General features: G+C 66.1%; 22 protein-coding genes. 17 read left to right on the top strand and 5 right to left on the bottom strand.

The window, feature by feature from the left end; genetic code table 11:
• The 8 genes from B2Y21_RS11985 to B2Y21_RS11950 all read left to right on the top strand — a co-directional run.
• On the top strand, positions 1-789 hold a 789-nt coding region (locus B2Y21_RS11985), incomplete at its 5' end, for a tRNA dihydrouridine synthase (protein ID WP_292060053.1).
• Positions 789-3041: a sensor histidine kinase NtrY-like gene (locus B2Y21_RS11980; RefSeq protein ID WP_292060051.1), complete on the top strand. Its 2253-nt coding sequence runs from the start codon at positions 789-791 to the stop codon at positions 3039-3041. The genes B2Y21_RS11985 and B2Y21_RS11980, both read left to right, overlap by 1 nt.
• A gap of 10 nt (positions 3042-3051) precedes the next feature.
• A complete protein-coding gene (locus B2Y21_RS11975) occupies positions 3052-4458 on the top strand; it encodes a sigma-54-dependent transcriptional regulator (protein WP_292060049.1) in 1407 nt (468 codons plus the stop codon).
• A complete protein-coding gene (locus tag B2Y21_RS11970; RefSeq protein ID WP_292060047.1) occupies positions 4458-5318 on the top strand; it encodes a D-amino-acid transaminase in 861 nt (286 codons plus the stop codon). The genes B2Y21_RS11975 and B2Y21_RS11970 overlap by 1 nt, the downstream gene beginning before the upstream one ends.
• 9 nt (positions 5319-5327) lie before the next feature.
• The gene (locus B2Y21_RS11965) at positions 5328-6134 is read left to right on the top strand and encodes a class I SAM-dependent methyltransferase (protein WP_292060045.1); all 807 of its coding nucleotides are present in this window, start codon (positions 5328-5330) and stop codon (positions 6132-6134) included.
• Between the two features lie 136 nt (positions 6135-6270).
• The gene (gene hfq / locus B2Y21_RS11960) at positions 6271-6516 is read left to right on the top strand and encodes an RNA chaperone Hfq (protein ID WP_003164861.1); all 246 of its coding nucleotides are present in this window, start codon (positions 6271-6273) and stop codon (positions 6514-6516) included.
• Positions 6517-7830: a GTPase HflX gene (hflX, locus tag B2Y21_RS11955; protein WP_292060043.1), complete on the top strand. Its 1314-nt coding sequence runs from the start codon at positions 6517-6519 to the stop codon at positions 7828-7830.
• 7 nt (positions 7831-7837) lie between these two features.
• Positions 7838-9466: a Na+/H+ antiporter gene (locus B2Y21_RS11950; RefSeq protein WP_292060041.1), complete on the top strand. Its 1629-nt coding sequence runs from the start codon at positions 7838-7840 to the stop codon at positions 9464-9466.
• On the opposite strand, the gene B2Y21_RS11945 is transcribed toward B2Y21_RS11950, so the two are convergent.
• The 3 genes from B2Y21_RS11945 to B2Y21_RS11935 are packed head-to-tail and all read right to left on the bottom strand — an operon-like array spanning position 9463 to position 12308.
• Positions 9463-10137, bottom strand: coding sequence for an HAD family hydrolase (locus B2Y21_RS11945; RefSeq protein WP_292060040.1), 675 nt, complete (start codon positions 10135-10137; stop codon positions 9463-9465). The genes B2Y21_RS11950 and B2Y21_RS11945 overlap by 4 nt on opposite strands.
• On the bottom strand, positions 10134-10922 hold the full coding sequence (gene mazG, locus B2Y21_RS11940) for a nucleoside triphosphate pyrophosphohydrolase (protein ID WP_292060038.1): 789 nt from the start codon (positions 10920-10922) through the stop codon (positions 10134-10136). The genes B2Y21_RS11945 and mazG overlap by 4 nt, the downstream gene beginning before the upstream one ends.
• Positions 10923-12308, bottom strand: coding sequence for an MFS transporter (locus tag B2Y21_RS11935; protein ID WP_292060036.1), 1386 nt, complete (start codon positions 12306-12308; stop codon positions 10923-10925).
• A 120-nt stretch (positions 12309-12428) separates the two neighbouring features.
• Here B2Y21_RS11935 and B2Y21_RS11930 point away from each other — a divergent pair, with 120 nt between their 5' ends.
• The 4 genes from B2Y21_RS11930 to ygiD all read left to right on the top strand — a co-directional run bounded on the left by B2Y21_RS11930 (position 12429) and on the right by ygiD (position 15203).
• Positions 12429-13289, top strand: a complete 861-nt coding sequence (locus B2Y21_RS11930; RefSeq protein WP_292060034.1) for a M15 family metallopeptidase — start codon at positions 12429-12431, stop codon at positions 13287-13289.
• Positions 13286-13750 carry a hypothetical protein gene (locus B2Y21_RS11925; RefSeq protein ID WP_292060032.1) on the top strand — a complete coding sequence of 155 codons (465 nt, stop codon included), beginning with the start codon at positions 13286-13288 and terminating at the stop codon, positions 13748-13750. The genes B2Y21_RS11930 and B2Y21_RS11925 overlap by 4 nt, the downstream gene beginning before the upstream one ends.
• A gap of 90 nt (positions 13751-13840) precedes the next feature.
• A complete protein-coding gene (gene wrbA / locus B2Y21_RS11920; RefSeq protein WP_292060030.1) occupies positions 13841-14443 on the top strand; it encodes an NAD(P)H:quinone oxidoreductase in 603 nt (200 codons plus the stop codon).
• Between the two features lie 4 nt (positions 14444-14447).
• Positions 14448-15203 carry a 4,5-DOPA dioxygenase extradiol gene (ygiD, locus tag B2Y21_RS11915; RefSeq protein ID WP_292060028.1) on the top strand — a complete coding sequence of 252 codons (756 nt, stop codon included), beginning with the start codon at positions 14448-14450 and terminating at the stop codon, positions 15201-15203.
• A gap of 21 nt (positions 15204-15224) precedes the next feature.
• Here ygiD and B2Y21_RS11910 read toward each other — a convergent pair whose 3' ends face one another.
• Positions 15225-15635: a DoxX family protein gene (locus tag B2Y21_RS11910; RefSeq protein WP_200165089.1), complete on the bottom strand. Its 411-nt coding sequence runs from the start codon at positions 15633-15635 to the stop codon at positions 15225-15227.
• Positions 15636-15717: 82 nt separating this feature from the next.
• Entirely contained in the window at positions 15718-17274 is a 1557-nt protein-coding gene (locus B2Y21_RS11905; protein WP_409514757.1) for an AMP-binding protein, read from the bottom strand.
• A gap of 216 nt (positions 17275-17490) precedes the next feature.
• Here B2Y21_RS11905 and lipA point away from each other — a divergent pair, with 216 nt between their 5' ends.
• The 5 genes from lipA (at position 17491) to eno (ending at position 21823) form a co-directional block, all read left to right on the top strand.
• Positions 17491-18465 carry a lipoyl synthase gene (gene lipA, locus B2Y21_RS11900; protein ID WP_200165088.1) on the top strand — a complete coding sequence of 325 codons (975 nt, stop codon included), beginning with the start codon at positions 17491-17493 and terminating at the stop codon, positions 18463-18465.
• A gap of 4 nt (positions 18466-18469) precedes the next feature.
• Positions 18470-18922 carry a type II toxin-antitoxin system RatA family toxin gene (locus tag B2Y21_RS11895; RefSeq protein WP_292060022.1) on the top strand — a complete coding sequence of 151 codons (453 nt, stop codon included), beginning with the start codon at positions 18470-18472 and terminating at the stop codon, positions 18920-18922.
• Positions 18923-18926: 4 nt separating this feature from the next.
• Positions 18927-20048: an NAD(P)/FAD-dependent oxidoreductase gene (locus B2Y21_RS11890; protein WP_292060020.1), complete on the top strand. Its 1122-nt coding sequence runs from the start codon at positions 18927-18929 to the stop codon at positions 20046-20048.
• A gap of 148 nt (positions 20049-20196) precedes the next feature.
• Positions 20197-20379 (top strand): 50S ribosomal protein L32, encoded by a 183-nt coding sequence (gene rpmF, locus B2Y21_RS11885; RefSeq protein ID WP_087139335.1) that lies wholly within the window; start codon positions 20197-20199, stop codon positions 20377-20379.
• Positions 20380-20545: 166 nt separating this feature from the next.
• On the top strand, positions 20546-21823 hold the full coding sequence (gene eno / locus B2Y21_RS11880; RefSeq protein WP_292060017.1) for a phosphopyruvate hydratase: 1278 nt from the start codon (positions 20546-20548) through the stop codon (positions 21821-21823).
• Positions 21824-21872: the final 49 nt, after the last annotated feature.

The following is a 21872-nucleotide window of genomic DNA, read 5'->3' as shown; positions in this document are numbered from 1 at the left end:
CGCATGGCCGAGGCGGCGGGCGCCGACCTCATCGACCTGAATTTCGGCTGTCCGGCTAAGGAGGTCACCGGCGCCGCCTGCGGTTCGGCTCTGATGCGGACGCCGGATCAGGCGGCGCGGATCATGGAGGCGGTCGTCGGCGCCGTCAGCCGCCCGGTCAGCGTCAAGATGCGGCTGGGCTGGGACGAGAATAGCCAAAACGCCGCCCATCTGGCGCGCCGGGCCGAGGCTCTGGGCGTCGCCGCCGTCACGGTGCACGGCCGCACGCGCAAGCAATTCTACACCGGCGTCGCAGACTGGGACGCCGTGGCCGAGGTCAAGCAGGCGGTTCGAATCCCCGTCATCGTCAACGGCGACATCATCACGGCTGAGCAAGCGCGCGAGGCGCTGGACCGCTCGGGCGCCGATGCTCTGATGCTGGGGCGCGGGGTCTATGGTCGGCCTTGGCTGGCGGCGCATCTGGAGCGCGCCCTGATCGACGGGACGCAGCTTCAGGAGCCGGATCGCGAAGAGCGTCTGGCCATCGTCATTGAGCATCTGCGGGCGTCCGCCGCCTTCTATGGCCTGCCTCTGGGGTTGAAAATGTTCCGCAAGCACCTGGGCTGGTACATTGAACAGGCGCCCTGGCCTGCCGATCCGCTGGAGCGTCGCGTCGCCAAGGCCCGCCTGTGTCGCCTGGAGACGCCCGAAGAGGTCGAGGCCGCTCTGACCGACTTGTGGCTAGATGTGACGCATTTCAGCAACTTCGATGTTGAAAACGAGCCACAGGTGTTCGAAGCTGTGGCCTGATGTCGGACACGCCCGTTTCCACGGCTGAGCAACAGACCCCAGAGCGCTCGCTCTGGGGGCGTTTGGCTGATGGTCGCGCGCGGGCTTTGTTCGGAACGGCCTACGCCATCGCCTTTCTGATCACCGCCGCCGCTATCTGGCTGGTGGCGATCGCGCCTGGGGCGACGGCGGGCGGCGATGCGCGCACGGCGGCCAGTCAGGTCGTACTCTTCATCCTTCTGGCCAATCTGATCCTGATCGCGGGTCTGGCGGCGGTGATCGGCGGGCGGGTGCTGCGCCTTACGCGCAATCGGAATGATCCGGGCGCGCGTCTGCATCTGCGCTTCGTCACCCTTTTCTCGCTCGTCTCGGTCGTGCCGGCGGTGCTGATCGCCCTGGTGTTTGGTCTGCTGGTCAACCGGGGTGTGGACCAGTGGTTCAGCACCAATGTCCGTTCAGCGGTCGAGAACGGCGCCGAGATCGGCCGCGCCTATGTCGCCGACGTGGGCGCCGGGCTAGAAGTCGATCTGGAGACGATGGCGACCGAATTGGGCGGGGTGCGCGACCTGTTCGACAACCGAATCCAGTTCTCGCGCGCCCTGTCTCAGATCGGCGACTTCTTCGGCTATCCGGCGCTCTACATTCTGGATGACGAAGGGCGCGTTCTCGCCAGCGGCGAGCAGCCGGGCGCGCCGCCCTATGTCGCGCCGCCGCGCGAAGCCTTCGAAACTGTGGCCGGCGGCGAAGTGGCCCCGACGACGGTGACAGAGAACCCGGACATGGTGCGGGCTCTCTATCCATTGCCGGATTACGGTCACGCCTACCTCTACGTCGTTCGGCCGCTGGCGCCGGGCCTGATCCAGCGCATGCGCAACGGCGAGGAATCCATCACCGCCTATCGCGCCGCCGAGGAAAGCCGTGCGCGCATTCAGGCTGCTTTTGCGCTCAGCTATTTGGAGACGGCGCTGCTGGTGCTGGTAGGCGCGGTGTGGCTGGCCATGTCGGCGGCCAGTTCGATCTCGGCCCCGATCGGGCGGCTGGTGAAGGCGGCGGATCAGGTGGCTGGCGGCGATCTGGATGCGCGCGTCGACAACACCGGGGCGCCGTCCGAAATCATCGTCCTGTCCGAGGCCTTCAATCGGATGACCGAGGACATCAAGACCCAGCAGGCCGCCTTGAAGACCGCGTCGGACGAGGCGCAGGGGCGCAGCCTGTTCATCGAAACCGTTCTGTCGGGCGTCAGCGCGGGGGTGATCGGTCTGGACCGGATGCGCCGCATCTCGGCCATCAACGACAGCGCCAGTCAGTTGCTGGGTCTCGACCCGGAACAGGTGCAGGGCCTGCGTCTGGCCGAGGTTGCGCCGGAACTGGGCGAACTGTCCGAGCGTGGCGAAGCCCATATCGAAGAAGACATCGACGTCAGCCGTGACGGCGAGGCCATGCGCCTGAGAGTCCGCATCGAGGGCGGGCAGGGCGGCGAGATGGTTCTGACCTTCGACGACATCACCCGTCTGGTCACGGCTCAGCGCAACGCGGCCTGGCGCGACGTGGCGCGTCGCATCGCCCATGAGATCAAGAACCCTCTGACGCCGATCCAACTTTCGGCGGAACGTCTGCGCCGCCGCTATCGCGAGCGCGTGGGCGATGACGTCGAGGTGTTCGATCGCTGCACTGAGACCATCATTCGTCAGGTGGGCGACATCGGTCGAATGGTGGACGAGTTCTCGTCCTTCGCACGTATGCCCGCGCCGCGGTTCTCGATGGAGAACCCGGCTGAAATGCTGCGAGAGTCGGTGTTCGCCCAGCGTGTCGCCATGCCCGACATTGGCGTGGATCTGGTCGAGCCGTTGCCAAGCGTCATCCTCCAATGCGACGGCCGTATGGTGGGGCAGGCTCTGGCCAATATCCTGAAGAATGCCGGTGAGGCCGTCGGCGCCAAGCGCGCGCGCGACCCCGTTGCTGAAGGGACGCTAGGCATCATCGCCAAGCTCGACATTGAAGATGGACGCGCCGTCTTCACGATTGAGGACGACGGCGTCGGCCTGCCGGCCAAGGACCGCGACCGGTTGACTGAGCCCTATGTCACGACGCGCGAGAAGGGCACAGGCCTGGGCTTGGCCATCGTCAAGCGCATCTGCGAGGACCACGGCGGCGAGTTGCGGCTGGCTGACGCGGAAACACTGTCGGGCGCGCGCGTAAGCCTGATCTTCCCACTGACCCAGAACCATAAGTCCGCTCATCGCGCCTCCAGCGCGGCGAGCGTGGCGAGTTAAGCGAGGCGTCATGCGTAATACTGGTGCTGATATTCTGGTCGTTGACGACGAAGCGGACATCCGCGAGCTGGTCTCGGGCCTGCTTGAGGACGAGGGCCATTCGGTCCGCACGGCGGCCAATTCGGACGAGGCCCTGGCCGCCATCCGGGCGCGCAAGCCGTCCCTGGCGGTGCTCGACATCTGGATGCAGGGCGGCGGCCTGGACGGGCTGGAACTGCTCGATGTCGTGCGCGAGCTGGATCAAGACCTGCCGGTCGTCATGATCTCGGGCCACGGCAACATCGAAACTGCCGTCAGCGCCCTGAAGCGCGGCGCCTATGACTTCATCGAAAAGCCGTTCAAGTCCGATCGGCTGGTCGTGGTGGTGGAGCGCGCCCTGGAAGCGGCGGCGCTGAAGCGTGAAAACCGGCGCCTGCGCGCCCAGACGCTGACGCCCAGCGGATTGATCGGCAAGTCCGTCGCCGCCCAGACCCTGCGCAGCACCATTTCCAAGGTCGCGCCGGCCAACAGCCGCATCCTGATCTCGGGACCGCCGGGTTCTGGCAAGGAACTGGCGGCGCGCCAGATTCATGAAGCGAGCCCGCGCGCCAAAGCCGAGTTCGTCGCCATTTCTGCCGCGGGGATGGCGCCTGAACGTCTGGATGTCGAACTGTTCGGCGAAGAAGGCGTCGATGGTCGCCCGCGCAAGATCGGCGTTTTCGAGCAAGCCCATAACGGCACCCTGTTTCTGGATGACGTGGCCGACATGCCGCGCGAAAGCCAGAGCCGCATCCTGCGCGTCCTGGTCGAGCAACGCTTCCGTCGGGTCGGCGGCGAGCAGGACGTTCAGGTCGATGTGCGCGTCATCAGCTCGACCTCGCGCGACCTTCGGATCGAGATCGGCGAAGGCCGATTCCGCGAAGACCTCTTCCACCGGCTGAATGTGGTGCCGATCCGGGTGCCGCCGCTGTCGGAACGTCGCGAGGATATCGCCGAGCTGGTGGAGTATTTCGTGGAAAGCCTTTCGGCCTCTCAAGGGCTGCCGCATCGACGGATCGCCGACGACGCCTTGGCCGTGCTTCAGGTTCATCCCTGGCCGGGCAATGTGCGTCAGTTGCGCAACAACATCGAACGCCTGCTGATTTTGGCGACTGGCGCTGCGGACGAGCCGATCACGGCGGACATGCTGCCGCAGGAGGTGGCGTCGTCCGCCAGCCCGACTTCCCTCGGCGCCGACCGCATCATCGCCCTGCCGTTGCGTGAGGCGCGTGAGGTGTTCGAGCGGGAATATCTGTCGGCCCAGATCATGCGGTTCGGCGGAAACATCTCGCGCACAGCGGCCTTCATCGGCATGGAAAGATCTGCGTTGCATCGCAAGCTTAAGTCGCTGGGCGTGTCGCCCGCACGCGGCGGAGACGAAGAAGGAGAGGGCGCCTGATGTCCAGGGTCGCCTATGTAAACGGCATCTATCAGCAGCACGGTCAGGCCGTGGTTCATATCGAGGATCGCGGGTTTCAGTTCGCCGACGGCGTCTATGAGGTCTGGTCGGTCTTCGACGGCAAACTGGCTGACTATCAGGGCCACCTGAGCCGATTGGCCCGTAGTCTGACGGAACTGCGGATCGACATTCCCATGTCGGCCGATGCCCTGGGTATTGTGCTGCGTGAGACGATCCGCCGGAACCGGGTGCGGAACGGCATCGTCTATATCCAGATCACGCGCGGCACGGCGCCGCGAGACCACGCCTTCCCCCAGGATGTAGCGCCCAGCGTCATCATCACCGCCAAGTCGATCGACCTGCGGAAGGGCGAGGCCCTGGCCGCCAAGGGCGCGGCGGGCGTCACCCACCCCGACATGCGCTGGGGCCGTTGCGACATCAAAACTGTGGGCTTGCTTCCTAACGCCCTGGCCAAGCAGGCGGCGCGCGAGCGCGGCGCCTATGAGGCCATTCTGTTCGATGAAATGGGCATGGTGACCGAGGGCTCATCGACCAACGCCTGGATCATCGACGAGAACGGCAAGCTGCGGACCCGCGACACCCAGGCCAACATTCTGCGCGGCATCACCCGCGCCGCCATCATGAAACTGGTCGAGGCCGAGGGGATCGAACTGGACGAACGCGCCTTCAGCGTCGAGGAAGCCAAGCGCGCCCGCGAAGTCTTCGTCACGGCGGCCAGTTCCTTCGTCATGCCGATCGTTTCGCTGGACGGAACCCGCATCGGCGACGGCAAGCCCGGCCCGGTGGCGACCCGTCTGCGCGAGATCTATCTGGAGCAGGCGCGGCGCGACGCCGTCTAGTGTTTGACCATGTTTAAGAGCTTGTTCTCGCGTAGAGCTAGGATCGAGGCCGTTGCCGAGATCGGGGCTGCTGAGGTCGATGCGGATGTTCGTCCGCGCGATACCGATGCGGATTGGGAGGAGATCGGACGGACCAACCCCTATTTCGGCGTGCTGGCTGACCCGCGTTTCAAGACCGAAAACCTCACCGAAGAGGCGCGGACTGAGTTCTTCCAAACAGGAGAAGGCGACGTCCGAAGCCTGATGGAGCGTTTTCGTCAGCGCTATCCTGACTTTGCGCCGACGTCCGCGCTTGATTTTGGCTGTGGCGTCGGTCGAGTGACGCGGGCGCTCGCCGCCGCCACGGGCGACGCTTTTGGCGTCGACATCTCTGAATCCATGTTGGCCGAGGCCCGGCGCACTCCGATCGTCGGGGCGGCGTTCGGCCAAGACATACCGGACCGCCTGTTCGACTGGGTTCTGTCGGTCATCGTTTTCCAGCATATCCCTCCTGAGCGCGGCTACGCCTTGTTGAGGGAACTGATGAAGCGCCTGGCTCCTGGCGGTTTCGTCACTCTGCAGTTCGCCTTGTACCGAGATCCGGCCCTGGCCGCCGCGCCTGGCGGGCGGGTGCTGATGGTCGAGGGGCTGCCGGTCATCACCAACGACGCCGCCTTGAACGCCCTGCCCAAGGGCGAGATGGTGATGTTCGACTATGATCTGACGGTGATCGCGGCCATTCTGTTCTCGGCGGGAGTGGTGGATTTCGAGCTGACCCACACGGACCATGGCGGTTTCCACGGCGCTACCCTCTATGGACGTAGAGCGCCAGGGTGAGCCCGGAACTCAAACGATTTCGGCAAAACCGTCTTCTGCTGTTGCGGCCGCGCTAGAGCCGCGTTTAAGGTCTTTCAGGTCGTACCGGCCTGCGTCGCCCTGCGGCGCGAATAACTAAGAACAGGATTAACCTGCCATGTCGCAAGACAAACGACAGAACCTCCAGGACACCTTCCTGAACAGCGTCCGCAAGACGAAGACCCCGCTGACCATCTTCCTGGTGAACGGCGTCAAGCTTCAGGGCATCGTCACCTGGTTCGACAACTTCTGTGTGCTGCTGCGTCGCGATGGCCAATCGCAGCTGGTCTATAAGCACGCCATCTCGACCATCATGCCGTCCGCGCCCGTGCAACTGTACGAGCCCGACGCCGAAGAAGACTGATTGACCTCCAAACTCATTGACCACGCCGTCCCGCTGATCCGGGCCGTCGTCATCCACCCCGACCGCCGCGGCGACAATGCGCGCCATGCGACCGAACGCCTGGAAGAAGCCGTGGGCCTGGCCCAGGCGCTGGACCTCGACGTGCGGGCGCAGGAAATCGTGCGCCTGCGCTCGGTCACGCCCGCTACCCTGATCGGTCGGGGCAAGCTGGAAGAGATTTCAGCGCTGATCCTGGCGGCCGACGCCGAGGCGGTCGTCGTCGACGATCAGCTGACTCCGGTGCAGCAGCGTAACCTGGAACGCTTCTGGGACATCAAGGTCATCGACCGTACCGGTCTGATCCTGGAGATCTTCGGCCGTCGCGCCCGCACTCGCGAGGGGCGCCTGCAGGTTGAACTGGCGCGGCTGGAATACGAACGCTCGCGCCTGGTCCGCACTTGGACCCACCTGGAGCGCCAGCGCGGCGGCACGGGCGGCACGGGCGGCCCCGGCGAAACCCAGATCGAGCTGGACCGGCGGATGATCGCCGACCGCATCGTTCGCCTGAAGGCCGAACTGGAAGAGGTGCGTCGTACGCGCGGCCTGCACCGCAAGGCGCGCAAACAGGTTCCGTTCCCGTCGGTCGCCCTGGTCGGCTACACCAATGCGGGCAAGTCGACGCTGTTCAACCGGCTGACCGGGTCCGAGGTGCTGGCCAAGGATCTGCTGTTCGCGACCCTGGACACGACCCAGCGCACCATCCGCCTGCCTCAGGGACGGCCCGCCATCATCGCCGACACCGTCGGCTTCGTCTCGGACCTGCCGCACGAACTGGTCGAGAGCTTCCGCGCCACGCTGGAAGAGGTCGGCGAGGCCGATCTGATCCTGCACGTGCGCGACATCGCCTCGCCTGACAGCGCCGCCCAGGCCAAGGACGTCGAGGCGGTGCTGGAGCAGATCCCCACGCCCGAAGGCAAGTCGCGCCGCATCCTCGAAGTCTGGAACAAGATCGACCTGCTGGAGCCGGAAACGCGCGAAGCCGTGGTCGGCCAGGCCGAGCGCCTGGCGCGCGAGGGACAGGCCGTGGCCGTCTCCGCTTGGACCGGCGAGGGGATCGAGACCCTGCGCGAGATCATCGCGGGCCTGATCGACGATGATCCAGAGACTCACCTGACAGTCGAGCCGCACCGCGGCGACCTGTTGGCCTGGCTCTACGCCAACGGCCGGGTGACGGCGCGCGAGACGGACGATGAGGGCCGGGTTCACCTGACGGTCCGCCTGCATCCCGCTGCGCTGGGGCGGCTTGAACGGCTGTATCCGGACGTGATCGACTGATCCTGTCATGCATCTGATCGAGACCATCCTCTTCCTGCTGCTGGCCGTTGTGCTGTCGGGATGGGTGGCTCGCATCACGCGCATCGCCCTGCCGCTGGTGCAGATCGCGCTAGGGGCGGGGGTGGTGCTGATCACGGGGCAGTCCGTCGATCTGAGGCCGGATGTCTTCTTCCTGTTGTTCCTGCCGCCGCTGTTGTTCGTGGACGGTTGGCGCATCCCCAAGGAAGCCCTGTTTCGGGACAAGGTGGTGATCCTTGAGCTGGCGTTGGGGCTGGTGGTCTTCACCGTCGTCGGCCTGGGCTTCCTGATCCACTGGATGATCCCAGGCATGCCGCTGGCCGTAGCTTTCGCCTTGGCGGCGATCCTGTCGCCGACGGACCCGATTGCGGTCCAGGCCATCGCCGGGCGGGCGCCGATCCCCAAGCGACTGATGCACATCTTAGAGGGCGAGTCGCTGTTGAACGACGCGACGGGGCTGACCTGCATGCGGATCGCGGTGATCGCGGCGACCACAGGCGCCTTTTCTCTATCCAGCGCCTTCGGAACCTTTGCCTGGCTGGCGTTGGCGGGCGTGGCGGTCGGCGTCGCCGTCACCCTGGCCATCGGCCTGGTGAAGGCCTTCATCAGCCGCCGCTGGGGCGAGGACGTCGGCGGCCAGATCCTGATCAGCCTGCTGATGCCGTTCGCGGCCTATCTGGCGGCCGAAGCGATCCACGCCTCGGGCATTCTGGCGGCGGTGGCGGCCGGCGTGACCATGAGCTTCACCGAGCGCCAGGGTTCAGCGCTAGCCGCCACGCGTATCCGCCGCGCCGTGGTCTGGGATACGGTGCAGTTCGTCGCCAACGGCCTGATCTTCGTCATTCTGGGGGAGCAGATGCCGTCCATCATGGCCCGCGCGGCCGAGGTGATCCGCTCCACCCAGCACAGCGAGGTCTGGTGGCTGGCCGTCTATGTCTTCGCCATCGTGGCGGCATTGGCGGTTCTGCGCTTTGTCTGGGTGTGGACGTCGCTGAAGCTGACTCTGTTCCGTCGCAAGGGCCGTAGCGCGCCGCCCAAGGTGGGTCTGCGGCTGGTGGCCGTCATGTCGCTGGCCGGAGTGCGCGGGGCGATCACCCTGGCGGGCATACTGACGCTGCCGTTCTATCTGAGCGACGGTTCGGCCATGCCGGCGCGAAATCTGGCGATCTTCCTGGCGGCGGGGGTGATCATCGTCTCTCTGGTGCTGGCGACGGTCGCCCTGCCGCGTCTGCTGAAGGGCGTGCAGCTTCCGCCCGAGGACGATCATCAGGCCGAGGAGAACCGATCTCGTGTCGCCGCCGCCTGGGCCGCCATTCGCGCCATCGAAGACGCTCAGCACGCCATGGCCGAAGGCAAGCTGGACCCGGACTTCTACGCCGAGACGGCGACGCGGGTGATGGAGGTCTATCGCCACCGCATCGACATGCGCGCCAGCATGGAGGCCGACGCCGTGGTTCAGGCCCGCCGCGCTGACGAGATCGAGCGCCGCCTGCGCCTGACAGGCCTAGCGGCGGAGCGTGAGGAACTGGTGCGTCTGGGTCGGCAGCGGCTGATCGACGAGGAAACGGCGCGCAAGCTGATCCGCGAAATCGACCTGCAGGAATTGCGCTACGCCTAGGCCGCTGAGGCGATCCAGGCGGCCAGGTCGGCGTAACTTCCGAACACCTGATGCGCCCCGGCCTGTTTCAGGCGCTGAGGGTGATCGCCGCGGATATGACCGCCCGCGCACAGGCCGACGACCGTCATGCCCGCCGCAGCGCCCGCCAGGACGCCGGTGGGGCTGTCTTCGATCACCAGGGTGCGTTGCGGCGCCGCCTTCATGGCGTCGGCGGCGTACAGGAACAGGTCCGGATGCGGCTTGCCCCGGCTGACGTGGACCGCGGCGCTGAAGATTGGTCCGGCGAAGACGTCATGTGCGCCGAAATGGCGCAGACCCAGTTCGATCCAGTCGGGCGGGCTGGACGAGGCGATGCAGCGCCGTTCGTTGCGTCCGGTCAGGAAGACGTCGAACCCCGTCACCGCCGTCAGGTCGCGCCGGGCGCGATTATGACAGCGACGGGTCCACTCGGCCTGGATGCCAGGCGGGCAGGGCGCGCCCAGTCGTTCGGAAATGATCGGCTCGCAGTCCAACCAGCGCTTGCCCAGATAGGTCGCCAGGGCGTCGTCCAGCGTGGTCGGCAGGCCGATCTCGCTGAGCAGTTCGGCCATCACCGCATTGTTCAACAGCTCGCTGTCGGCGATGACCCCGTCATAGTCGAAGATGATGAGGTCGAACGGCCCCCGGTTCACGCTCGCTCGGCCGCCTTGGCGGCGTCCCACAGGGCGTCCATCTCGGGCAGATCGGACTGTTCCGGCGTGCGGCCGTCCTTCTTCAACTCGGCCTCGATGAATTCGAAGCGGCGCACGAATTTGGCGTTGGCGGCGCGCAGGGCGTCTTCCGGTTCGACCTCCAGCTTGCGGGCCAGGTTGGCGACGACGAACAGCAGGTCTCCCAGCTCCTCGCGCGCCTTGTCCTTGTCGCCGGCGGCGATTTCGACGCGCAGTTCCTCGACCTCTTCGGCCAGCTTGTCGAAGACCTCATTGGTCGAGGGCCAGTCGAAGCCGACGCGGCCCGCGCGCTTGGTCAGCTTGGCGGCGCGGGTCAGGGCGGGGAGGCCGACCGGGACATCGTCCAGCACGCCATGCTGTTCCTTGGCCTTGCGCTCGGCGGCCTTGATGTCCTCCCAGCGGTCCTTCTGGGCCGGGCCGGTGGCCTTGGCGGCCTCGTCGCCGAAGACGTGCGGGTGGCGGCGAACCAGCTTGTCGGCCATGGCCTCGGCCACGTCTTCCAGGCGGAAATGACCAGCTTCCTCAGCCATGCGCGAGTGGAAGACGACCTGGAACAGCAGGTCGCCCAGCTCGACCCTCAGCTCGTCCATGTCGCCGCGCTCGATGGCGTCGGCGACCTCATAGGCTTCCTCGATCGTATAGGGAGCGATGGTCTGGAAGGTCTGCTCCACGTCCCAGGGACAGCCGCCGTTCGGATCGCGCAGGCGAACCATGATGTCCTTCAGGCGGTCGACGGGATGACTCATTCAGGCGTGTCCGGCGTCTCTTTGCGCCAGGGCGGCGCGGATTTCGTCATGCCGCTGCGGCGTCAGGGGATAGCCCTTCAGCACCCAGGCGGTGGCCGCCAATAGCAGGCCCGGCACGGCGATGAACAGAATCTGCAGGATCAGCAGCGAGAACTCGCTGTTCCCCTCCGACCCTGGCAGGGCCTTGAACCCGACCAAAGGCAGGATGGCGTAGGGGATCAGGGCGAAGACGTGACCCATCTTGGTCGTGGCCGACAGGATGGAGAACATCAGGCCGGTGCGGTCCACGCCCGTCTCCAGCCGCACCTCGTCGCCCGCGTCCGCCATCATGGCGCGCAGCAGGAACAGGCCCGCTGCATAGGGCAGGCCGGCGATGAACATGGCGACCGCTGTCAGGACGAAGTTGCCGCCGGGAACCAGGGTCGCGCCGACATAGAAGACGGCGAAGATCAGGCTGGCCACGGCCAGGGCGCGGTCCTTGCCGATCTTGGTCGCCAGCCAGGCCCAGATCGGCGCTCCGACCAGGCCGGCCATGAAGTAGATCAGCATGAAGAGCGACGCCTGGGTGTGGTCGTAGCCCTTGATCTGGCCGAAGAAGAAGAACAGCAGCGACCCCGTGATGCCCGGCGCGATGCCCAGCAACAGGTCGGCGATCAGCAGCTTGCGCACCGTCTTCATCTTGAACAGGGCCAGATAGGCGCTGGGGCCTCCGTGCGGCGCGGCGCCGGCGTTGACGGGCTCAGGCACGGCGATCATGGCCAGACCGATGGTCAGCGGCAGGGCGATGATGATGGCCCAGCCCATGATCCGCACGCCGTCGGCGTAGTCGCCAATGCCCGTTTTCACCACGATGGTCGGCAGGATCAGGATCAGGATCACGCCGATGATGTTGAACACCTGCCACCAGCCGTAGACCCGGCTGCGCTGGTCATACTGTGGCGCCAGGACGGCCGCCCAGCCCAGTTGGCCCAGCGTCCCCATGGAGAAGCCGAGGTAGAGGACCAGCAGCCAGGCGAACAGATAGACCGGCCCGGCGCCCGGCTGGACCGTTACGAACATCATCAGCGCCGCCAGCATCAGGATCGGCGTCGCCACGGCCATCCACGGGCGATAGCGGCCCAGGCGCGTGCGCGTCTTGTCCATGCCCCAGCCGATGAAGGGGTCGAACAGGATGTCGATCAGCCGCACGGCCATGAAGACGGCGGCGACCATGCCCATATCGATGCCGACATGGGTGGCGTAGAACTCCGGCAAGGTGACGGGCAGCGCCACGCCGAAGGCCGCCAACGGCAGGCATGGGCCTGAGAAGGCGGCCAGGATGGCGTTGGACCGGCGCGGCGCGTCGGGCGCGGCGATGGCGGATGAAGGCGCGGCGGTTGCGGTCATGCGGTCACGGCCCGATCGCGGCGCGAGTCGGCCGCAACCGTCACCATGCAGGTTTTCGACGCAGGCGCGAAGACCGTGCGGGGGCTTGCGGCGACTCTCATCCTGAGGCCTGCTGCGACCATGTGGAAAGCGTCCGCCTCTCTCTTCGCCGCCCTGACCGCCGTCGCCTTCGTGGGACAGGCGCGCGCTGAGGCGCCAGAGCCGGTTCCGACGGCCCAGATCTGCGACCGCGCGCCCGGCGCATGGGACGACACGGCCGAGGCGAACGCCATATCGCTCTATGCCTTGGAGTGGATGCCGTTCGGGCCGTCGGAACTGGGTTGGGAAGCCTATGTGCCGCTGCTGCAGCAAGAGGTCGGTTCGCCCTGCGATCCGACGTCGGCGGGTTTCGCCGAGGCCCTTGCGGCGTTTCAGGGGCGGTATGGGTTGACGGCCAGCGGGCGGTTCGATCAGGCGACCTTCCAGGTGCTGCGCGGCCTGTGGCAGGAGCGACGGCCGTTCGTCATGGCGCGGGTGAGGGGGGAGTGTCCCGATCCGCCGCCCGTCGGCGACCTGGCTTATCTGACGACGGGCGAGGAACACGCCGAGCGCCTGACGCGCCTGTTGCGTCGCGACGTGCTGGACGCCTATCGCGCCATGGCGGCGGCCGCTCGCGCTGAGGTTCCTGAGATCGCCGCCGAGCCGGAACTGCTGCGGGTCTTTTCCTCTTTCCGCGATCCCGAGGCTGACGCGGCGCGATGCGCGCGCGACGGCAACTGTGACGGCCTGCGTCGCGCCGTCTGTTCACCGCACCGGACGGGTACGGCGGTCGATCTGTATGTCGGCCACCTGCAGGGCATGGGGGTCGATTCCACCGACGTTCACAGCCGTCGCCATATGAGCCAGACCCCGACCTATCGTTGGCTGGTCAAGAACGCCGGGCGGTTCGGCTTCGTGCCCTACGTCTATGAGCCCTGGCACTGGGAGTGGGTCGGTCGATGATCCGGCCCCTGGCGCACGGCGAAGCGGCGCTGGCGCGCGAGGTGTTCGGGCGCGACCTGAGGCTGGACGACATTCGCTTTCTGGGTTCGCCCTGGCCGTTCGACCGGGCCTTCGTGCCGGGGCGCTGGTTCGGGCGCGACTGGATCGTCTGGCCCAAGGCGACGTTGGCGCCGGATTTGTCGCAGGCATCGCTGCGGACCCAGGCGGTCTTCATTCATGAGCTGGTTCATGTCTGGCAGGCCCAGAACGGCGTCAACCTGCTGACCGGAAAGCTGAAGGCCGGCGACGGGCCGGGCGCCTACGCTTATCCGGTGGATGACCGCTGCGAGTGGATCGGCCTGAACATCGAACAGCAGGCCATGGTGGTCGAGCACCGTTTCCTGCAGTCGAGGGGCGCGCGGGTTCCAGCTGATCCCGCCTTCTACGCGCGGGTTTGCCCCATCGGGTTGTCGGATTTTTGAGAGGAGGGGCTTGCGGCGCCGCAGCATGACGCTAAATCAGGCACTGATGCAGTTGCTGTATGCATCGTTTCAGATTCAACCGGAGCCGTGATGCCCAAGATTCTCGTCCTTTACCACTCGACCTATGGCCACATCGAACGCATGGCCGAGGCCGTCGCCGAGGGTGCGCGCCAGGTCGAAGGGGCCGTGGTGGACATCAAGCGCGTGCCGGAAACCGTGCCGGAAGAGCTGGCCCGCAACTCGGGCTACAAGATGGACCAGGCTGCGCCGGTCGCCGCCGTGGCCGATCTGGCGAACTATGACGCCATCATCATCGGCGCGGGCACCCGCTTCGGCACGGCTGCCTCGCAGATGCGCGCCTTCCTGGATCAGACCGGCGGCCTGTGGGCGCAAGGGACGCTGCTGGGTAAGGTCGGCGGCGCCTTCACCGGCTCGGCCACCCAGCACGGCGGTCAGGAGACGACCTTCGCCGGTCTGCACAACTACTTCCTGCACCACGGCATGGTGGTAGCGGGCCTGCCCTACGCCTTCGCCGGCCAGATGCGTCTGGACGAGATCACCGGCGGCTCGCCCTACGGCGCCACCACCATCTCGGCCCCGGACGGCTCGCGGATGCCCAGCGAAACCGAACTGGACGGCGCGCGCTTCCAAGGCAAGCATATCGCTGAGATCGCCAAGAAACTTCACGGTTAAGATCATGCGCCAGCCCGCACTCTTCTTTGGTCACGGCTCCCCCATGAACGCCCTGGGCGGTCCCTTCGCGGACGCCTGGCGCGCGCTGGGAGAGGAGATCGGCAAGCCGAAAGGCGTTGTCATGGTCTCTGCTCACTGGGAGACGCGCGGGCTGGGCGTGACGGCGCAGAAACAGCCCGAAACCATCCATGATTTCGGAGGCTTCCCGCCTGAACTTCACGCCATGCAGTATCCCGCGCCCGGCTCGCCTTCGCTGGCGAACCGGGTGGCGGAGCTGACCGGCGCCGTCCAGACGACGCAGTGGGGTCTGGATCACGGAACCTGGTCCGTGCTGGCCCATGTCTGGCCGGACGCCGACGTGCCTGTGGTGCAGTTGTCGCTGGATCGCACCATCGACGCCCGCGCCCACTATGAACTGGCCAAGCGCCTGCGCCCTCTGCGTGAGGAGGGCGTCATCGTCGCCGGTTCAGGTGACTTCGTGCACAATCTGCGGACGTGGAAACGGGCGGGCGGCGAGCCGTACGACTGGGCCGTCGACTTCAACGAGGCGGTCAAGCGCGCCTTTACGGCGGGCGACCATGACGCCCTGATCGACTGGATCCATCTGGCTGAGCAGGCCCAGCTCAGCGTGCCGACGGATGAGCATTATCTGCCGCTGCTCTATGTCGCCGCCCAACAGACGCCGGGCGAGCCCTTGAGCTTCTTCAACGACGTGATCGAGGGCGGTTCGATCTCGATGACGGGCGTCCGAATCGGCTGACCGGACGCCGCGTCACGTCTCTTAGCGACGGCCGCCGCGCAGGGCGTTGTCCAGCGACCACGGCCCCGGCCCGGCGAAGACCAGATAAAGGAAGACGAAGCAGTAGAGGGCCGCCAGCTCCCCGCCGTTGTTGATGGGGTAGGGGCTCTGCGGCGCGTGGACCATCCAATAGGCCACGGCGGTGAAGCCCGACAGGATGAAGGCGGTCGGGCGGCTGAACAGGCCCAGCACTAGCAGGACGCCCCCGACCAGCTCAATCGGGCCGGACCAGCCCGCCAGCGTCGACAGATCGACCACGCCGCCGCGCCCGCCCGGCGGGAAGCCCAGGATCTTCTGCGCGCCATGCTGAAGCAGCAGCAGGCCGGAGACAATTCTCAGGATGCTGAGAAAATGCGGTTCCCAATTGGCCAGGGATGTCGAACGTCGGGCCATGAAGTCTCCTCGGCCGTGGCGCCTCGCGAACGGGGCTGGACGGCCGAGGTTATGACACTTGCGCTGAACGGCAAGCGCCTTGTCAGGTGCGCTTCAGTTCATCCTCAACCATCTTCTGGATGGTCACATAGTCGGTCTTGCCGGTGCCCAGGACCGGGATGGTTTCGACCTTGATGATCTTCTTCGGCACGGCCAGTTCGGGCGCGCCGTTGTCGCGGGCCCATTCTGTAAGGCGAGCGCTTTCGGCGCCTGCGACGTCTGTGACCAGGACCAGGCGCTCGCCCTTCTTGCTGTCGGGCACGGCGACGACGGCATGGTGGCCGGTCGGCCAGACGCCGCCGGCCATGCCCTCGACTGCGGTCAGGGACACCATCTCGCCGCCGATCTTGGCGAAGCGCTTCGCCCGACCCAGGATGGTGATGTAGCCCTCGGCGTCGATATCGACGATGTCGCCGGTGTCGTGCCAGCCGCCGGCCAGCGGCTCCAGATTGTCGGGGTCGTTCGGCGAGATATAGCCTTCCATCACGTTCGGCCCGCGCAGGTAAAGGCGACCGCCGACCTCGATGCCTTCGACCGGTTCGATCCGGTATTCCATGCCCGGCAGGATCTGGCCCACCGTGCCCGGCCGGTTGCGGTCGGGATGGTTCACCGCCACCACGGGCGCCGCCTCGGTGGCGCCATAGCCCTCCAGCAGTTCGACGCCGCCGAACTTGGTGTTGAACATCTGGCGCGTTTCGTCGCGGACCTTCTCCGCGCCCGCCACGGCGAACTGCAGGGTGGCGAAGTCGCCCGGCTCGGCTACGCGGGCGTACTGGTTCAGGAAGGTGTCGGTCGCGAACAGGATCGAGGCTTTCACCTGGGGTAGCAGGTCGGTGATCTGCTTGGCGTGCAGCGGCGAGGGATATTCGAACGCCTTCAGCCCCTGCAACAGCGGCAGCAGCACCCCGCCGGTCAGGCCGAAGCAGTGGAAGGTCGGCAGCGGATTGAACATGACCCAATCGGGATTCAGGTCGATGTGCGCCGCTACCTGGCGCGCATTGGCGACCAGGTTCTTCTGACTCAGCACCACCCCCTTGGGCGCGCCGAAGCTGCCCGAGGTGAACAGAACCACGCCCGCCGAATCCGGATCGGTCTTCACGCGGAATCGTTTGGGCGCCATGCCGGCGCTGAGGCCGAACATCTTGTCGGCGAAGCCGATGCTCTTGCGGATGTCGTCCAGCCAGACGATCTCGGAGACCTCGCCCAGGGCTTCCATGAGGTCGTCCAGCTTGGCCTGGGTGACGAAGCGCTTGGCCGACAGGATCTTCTTCACGCCCGCGGTTTTCAGCGCCGCCTTCAGATTGGCCTCGCCTGAGGTGAAGTTCAGCATGACCGGCACCCGGCCGAAGGCGTGCAGGGCGAAAAAGGTCACGACCACGCCCGCGCTGGACGGCAGCAGCACGCCGACGCGCTCGCCCGGTTGGGTCAGTTTGGCGATCTTGCGGCCCAGCACGAAGGCGGCGCGGATCAGGCCCGTGTAGGTCAGGGGGTGGCGATCCTGGTCTTCCAGAATCTCCTTGTCGCCGTAGCGGGCACGCGCATCGATCAGCGCGTCGAACAGGGTTTCTTCATAGACCTTTGGGTCCAGGGCCGCTCGCAGCAAGCACGTCCTCCTTCAGAGAGCTCTGAAAGCGGCTCCCTTGGTTAAGAGGCCGGAACCTAGTGACGCAAGGGCGCCTTGAAAAGATGCGTAACGTCGCGTGAGGCTGTTCCGATGCCGGACTGAAACCGTCTGTGCCTTGCCTTTGCCCCACGGAAGGCCGACATAGCCTCAAGAATTGGGCCGCCTTCATAAACTGGAGCCAGACCGCCGGCGATGGTCACGCTGATCGACACCCTGCAGAAGAAGCCGTCTGAGCTTCGTCACCCTGAAAAGCAGAACCGTCCGGAATCGGCGGTGCTGAAGAAGCCTGACTGGCTGCGCGTGAAGGCGCCCGGCTCGGGCCAGTATAACGCGACCAAGGACATCGTTCGCTCCAAGGGGCTGGTGACGGTCTGCGAAGAGGCCGCCTGCCCGAATATTGGCGAGTGCTGGAGCCAGAAGCACGCGACCCTGATGATCATGGGCGACACCTGCACGCGGGCCTGCGCCTTCTGCAACGTGAAGACCGGCCTGCCGCAACCGCTGGACCCGGAAGAGCCGGGCAAGGTCGGTCTGGCCGTAGCCCAGATGGGGCTGAACCATGTCGTCATCACCTCGGTGGACCGCGACGACGTGTCCGACGGCGGCGCCGCCCACTTCGCCGAAGTGGTGCGCCAGATCCGCATCCAGGCGCCGAACACCACCATTGAGATCCTGACGCCCGACTTCCTGCGCAAGGACGGCGCAGCTGAGGTGATGATCGACGCCACGCCTGACGTCTTCAATCACAACCTTGAGACCGTTCCGCGCCTGTATCTGAAGATCCGTCCCGGCGCCCGCTACTTCCACTCGCTGCGCCTGCTGCAGATGGTCAAGGAGCGCGATCCGAACCAGTTCACCAAGTCCGGCATCATGGTCGGCCTGGGCGAGACCAAGGAAGAGGTCATGCAGGTGATGGACGACATGCGCTCCGCCGGCGTCGACTTCATCACCATCGGCCAGTATCTGCAGCCGACGCGCAAACACGCCGCCATCGACCGCTTCGTCACCCCCGAGGAGTTCAAGGCCTATGAGGCGATCGCGCGGGCCAAGGGCTTCCTGATGGTGTCGTCGTCGCCGCTGACGCGCTCGTCGCACCACGCGGGCGACGACTTCGCCCGGCTGCGGGCGGCGCGCGAGGCCCAGTTGTCGTCCCGGAACGGCCGCTGAACCCTTGGCCGTCCATCGCGTAACGCGCATCCTGCCCTATGCGCCGGAACAGCTCGCCGCCCTGGTGGCGGACGTGCGCGCCTATCCCGACTTCGTGCCGTGGATCACCTCGATGCGCGTCTGGAACGTGCGGGACGAGGCGCCGGGCGTGCACCTGCTGGACGCCGAGGCAGGCGTCGGCTTCGCCTTCCTGACCGAGAAGTTCGCGACCTGGGTGCGTCACGACGTCCACGCGCCCAAGGTCGAGGTCGGTCTGATCCGCGGGCCGTTCAAGCATCTGAAGAACCGCTGGGAGTTTCATCCGCATCCGCAGGGAACGCGCCTGGAATTCTCCATCGACTTCGCCTTCAAGTCGCGCATGCTGGACATGATGCTTCAGGCGAACTTCGACCGGGCGGTCGACAAGCTGATCCAGTGTTTCGAGAGCCGGGCCAAGGCTCTCTACGGCAAGAGGTAGGACCATGGGCGCGCCTTTCGACTTCGATGCGACGGTCGTGGGCGCGGGGGCTGTGGGGCTGGCCTGCGGCCGGGCGCTGTCGCGACGCGGCCTGACAGTGCTAGTGCTGGAGAAGGAGCCGCACATCGGCCAGGGCGTCTCCTCGCGCAATTCCGAGGTGATCCACGGCGGGCTCTACTATCCGACCGGCTCCCTGAAGGCGAAGTTCTGCGTCGAGGGGCGACGCGCCCTCTATGATTTCCTTGAGAGCCGCAAGGTCGATCACTGGAAGTGCGGCAAGCTGGTCGTGGCGACCGAGGAAGCCGAGGTCGAACGCATCGAGGCCATCTTCCAGCAGGCGACGACCAACGGCGTCGAAAACCTGGAGCATCTGACCGGCGCCCAGGCGCGGGCGCTGGAGCCGGAGCTCAACGCCCACGCCGCCATCCTGTCGCCCGAGAGCGGGGTGTTCGACAGCCACGGCTACATGCTGGCCCTTCAGGGCGAGATCGAGGACGCGGGCGGCTCGGTCGTCATCTCTGCGCCGTTCGAAGGAGCGGCGCCCCTGCCGGGCGGCGGTTTTTCGATCCGCGTGGGCGGCGAGGGGGCGATGAGCCTGACCAGCCGCCTGCTGGTCACGGCGCCGGGGCTGTCGTCTCAGGACGTTGCGGCGCGAATCGAGGGTTATCCCGCCGCCGATATTCCGGCGCGCCATCTGGGCAAGGGAATCTACTTCCGCCTGACGGGCCCGGCGCCGTTCAACCGCCTGATCTATCCGCCGCCGATTCCCGGCGCGCTGGGCACCCATTACCGCAAGGATCTGGGCGGGCAGGGCGTGTTCGGCCCCGACCTGGCCTACGTCGAGACTGAGGACTATTCAGTCGATCCGGCCAAGGCGGAAGAGTTCGCGCGCTACATCCGCCGTTTCTGGCCTGGCGTGACGGTGGAGCGGCTGACGCCCGACTATGCGGGCATTCGGCCCAAGCTGCATGGGCCGGGCGAGCCGCAGCCGGACTTCCAGCTTCATGGCGCCGCGAATCACGGAATGGAGGGGCTGATGGCCCTGTTCGGCATCGAGAGTCCCGGCCTGACCAGTTCGTTGGCCATCGGCGAAGCCGTGGCGGAAAGCCTTACCGCACGGGTTTGACGTCTATTCCGCCTACCTGCGCCGAGACCCTTGAAATCGGTTGCGTCTTCATGCATAAGCCCGCCCTCGCGTGGCGGCTCTTATCGGGGGGCCGCCGCTGTTGTTTTCGCGTCTTCACCGGCGCACCGACTTAGAGATTGAGACGGACATGGCCGTTCCGAAGCGCAAAGTATCCCCCTCGCGTCGCAACATGCGTCGCGCTCATGACGCCCTGGGCGCCAACACCTATGTCGAAGACAAGGACACCGGCGAGCTGCGTCGTCCGCACCACATCGACCTGAAGAGCGGCATGTACAAGGGCCGTCAGGTTCTGACCCAGAAGGAAGACTAAGGTCTCCTCTGGCGATCCGGCTTCGGCCGGGCGCAAGTTCAGCGGCGCGCGAGTTTCTCGCGCGCCGTTTTCGCATATGTTCGCCGCAGTCTCGGCTGTGGCGATTCAAGCGGGTCTGGTCTAAACCGGCCCGACCTTTCCCAACTCAGTCAGAGCGCAAAGTTTCATGACCGATATCGTCGACATCGTCGCCCGCCAGATTCTCGACAGCCGTGGCAATCCGACGGTTGAAGTGGACGTGATGCTGGAAGACGGCAGCTTCGGCCGCGCGGCGGTGCCGTCGGGCGCCTCGACCGGCGCGCACGAAGCCGTCGAACTGCGTGACGGCGACAAGGACGTGTGGGGCGGCAAGGGCGTCGAGAAGGCGGTCGACGCCGTCAACGGCGAAATCTTCGACGCCCTGTCCGGCATGGACGCCGAGGACCAGCGCCGCATCGACGAAGCCCTGATCGAGCTGGACGGCACCGAGAACAAGTCGCGCCTGGGCGCCAACGCCATGCTGGGCGTCTCGCTGGCCGTGGCCAAGGCCAGCGCCATCTCGGCCGGCCTGCCGCTGCACCGCTACATCGGCGGCGTCTCGGCCCGCATCCTGCCGACGCCGATGATGAACATCATCAACGGCGGCGCCCACGCCGACAACCCGATCGACATCCAGGAATTCATGATCATGCCGACGGGCGCCGAGAACTTCTCGGAAGCCCTGCGCATGGGCGCCGAAATCTTCCACGCCCTGAAGAAGGCGCTGAAGGATGCGGGCCACAACACCAACGTCGGCGACGAGGGCGGCTTCGCCCCGAACCTGGCCTCGGCCGATGAAGCCCTGACCTTCATCACCAAGGCGGGCCAGGCTGCCGGCTATCTGGCGGGCGAGGATTTCCATCTGGCGCTGGACGTCGCCTCGACCGAGTTCTTCAAGAACGGCAAGTATGAGCTGACCGGCGAGGGCAAGTCCTTCGACGCCGAGGGCATGGTCAACTACCTGGCCGATCTGGTCGAACGCTTCCCGATCGTCTCGATCGAGGACGGCTGCGCCGAGGACGACTTCGATGGCTGGAAGCTGCTGACGGACCGTCTGGGCGACCGTGTCCAGCTGGTCGGCGACGATCTGTTTGTGACCAACCCGCGCCGTCTGGCCGCTGGTATCGGCGAAGGCCTGGCCAACTCCATCCTGATCAAGGTCAACCAGATCGGCACCCTGTCCGAGACCCTGGACGCCGTCGATATGGCGCACCGTGCCGGCTACACCGCCGTCATGTCGCACCGCTCGGGCGAGACTGAAGATTCGACCATCGCCGACCTGGCCGTGGCCACCAACTGCGGTCAGATCAAGACCGGTTCGCTGGCTCGTTCGGACCGGACGGCCAAGTACAACCAGCTGCTGCGTATCGAAGAGATGCTGGGCGACCAGGCCGCCTATTTCGGCGACGGCATGCTGCTGAAATAAGCTGCATCACGAAGATGTGCTGGGCGCCGCCTCCGAACCTCGGGGGCGG

The organism is Brevundimonas sp. UBA5936, assembly GCA_002430835.1.
In the GTDB taxonomy this organism is placed as follows: Bacteria; Pseudomonadota; Alphaproteobacteria; order Caulobacterales; family Caulobacteraceae; genus Brevundimonas.
Note: the sequence above shows the minus strand (reverse complement) of the source record. Positions and strands in the feature narration are given on the sequence as shown.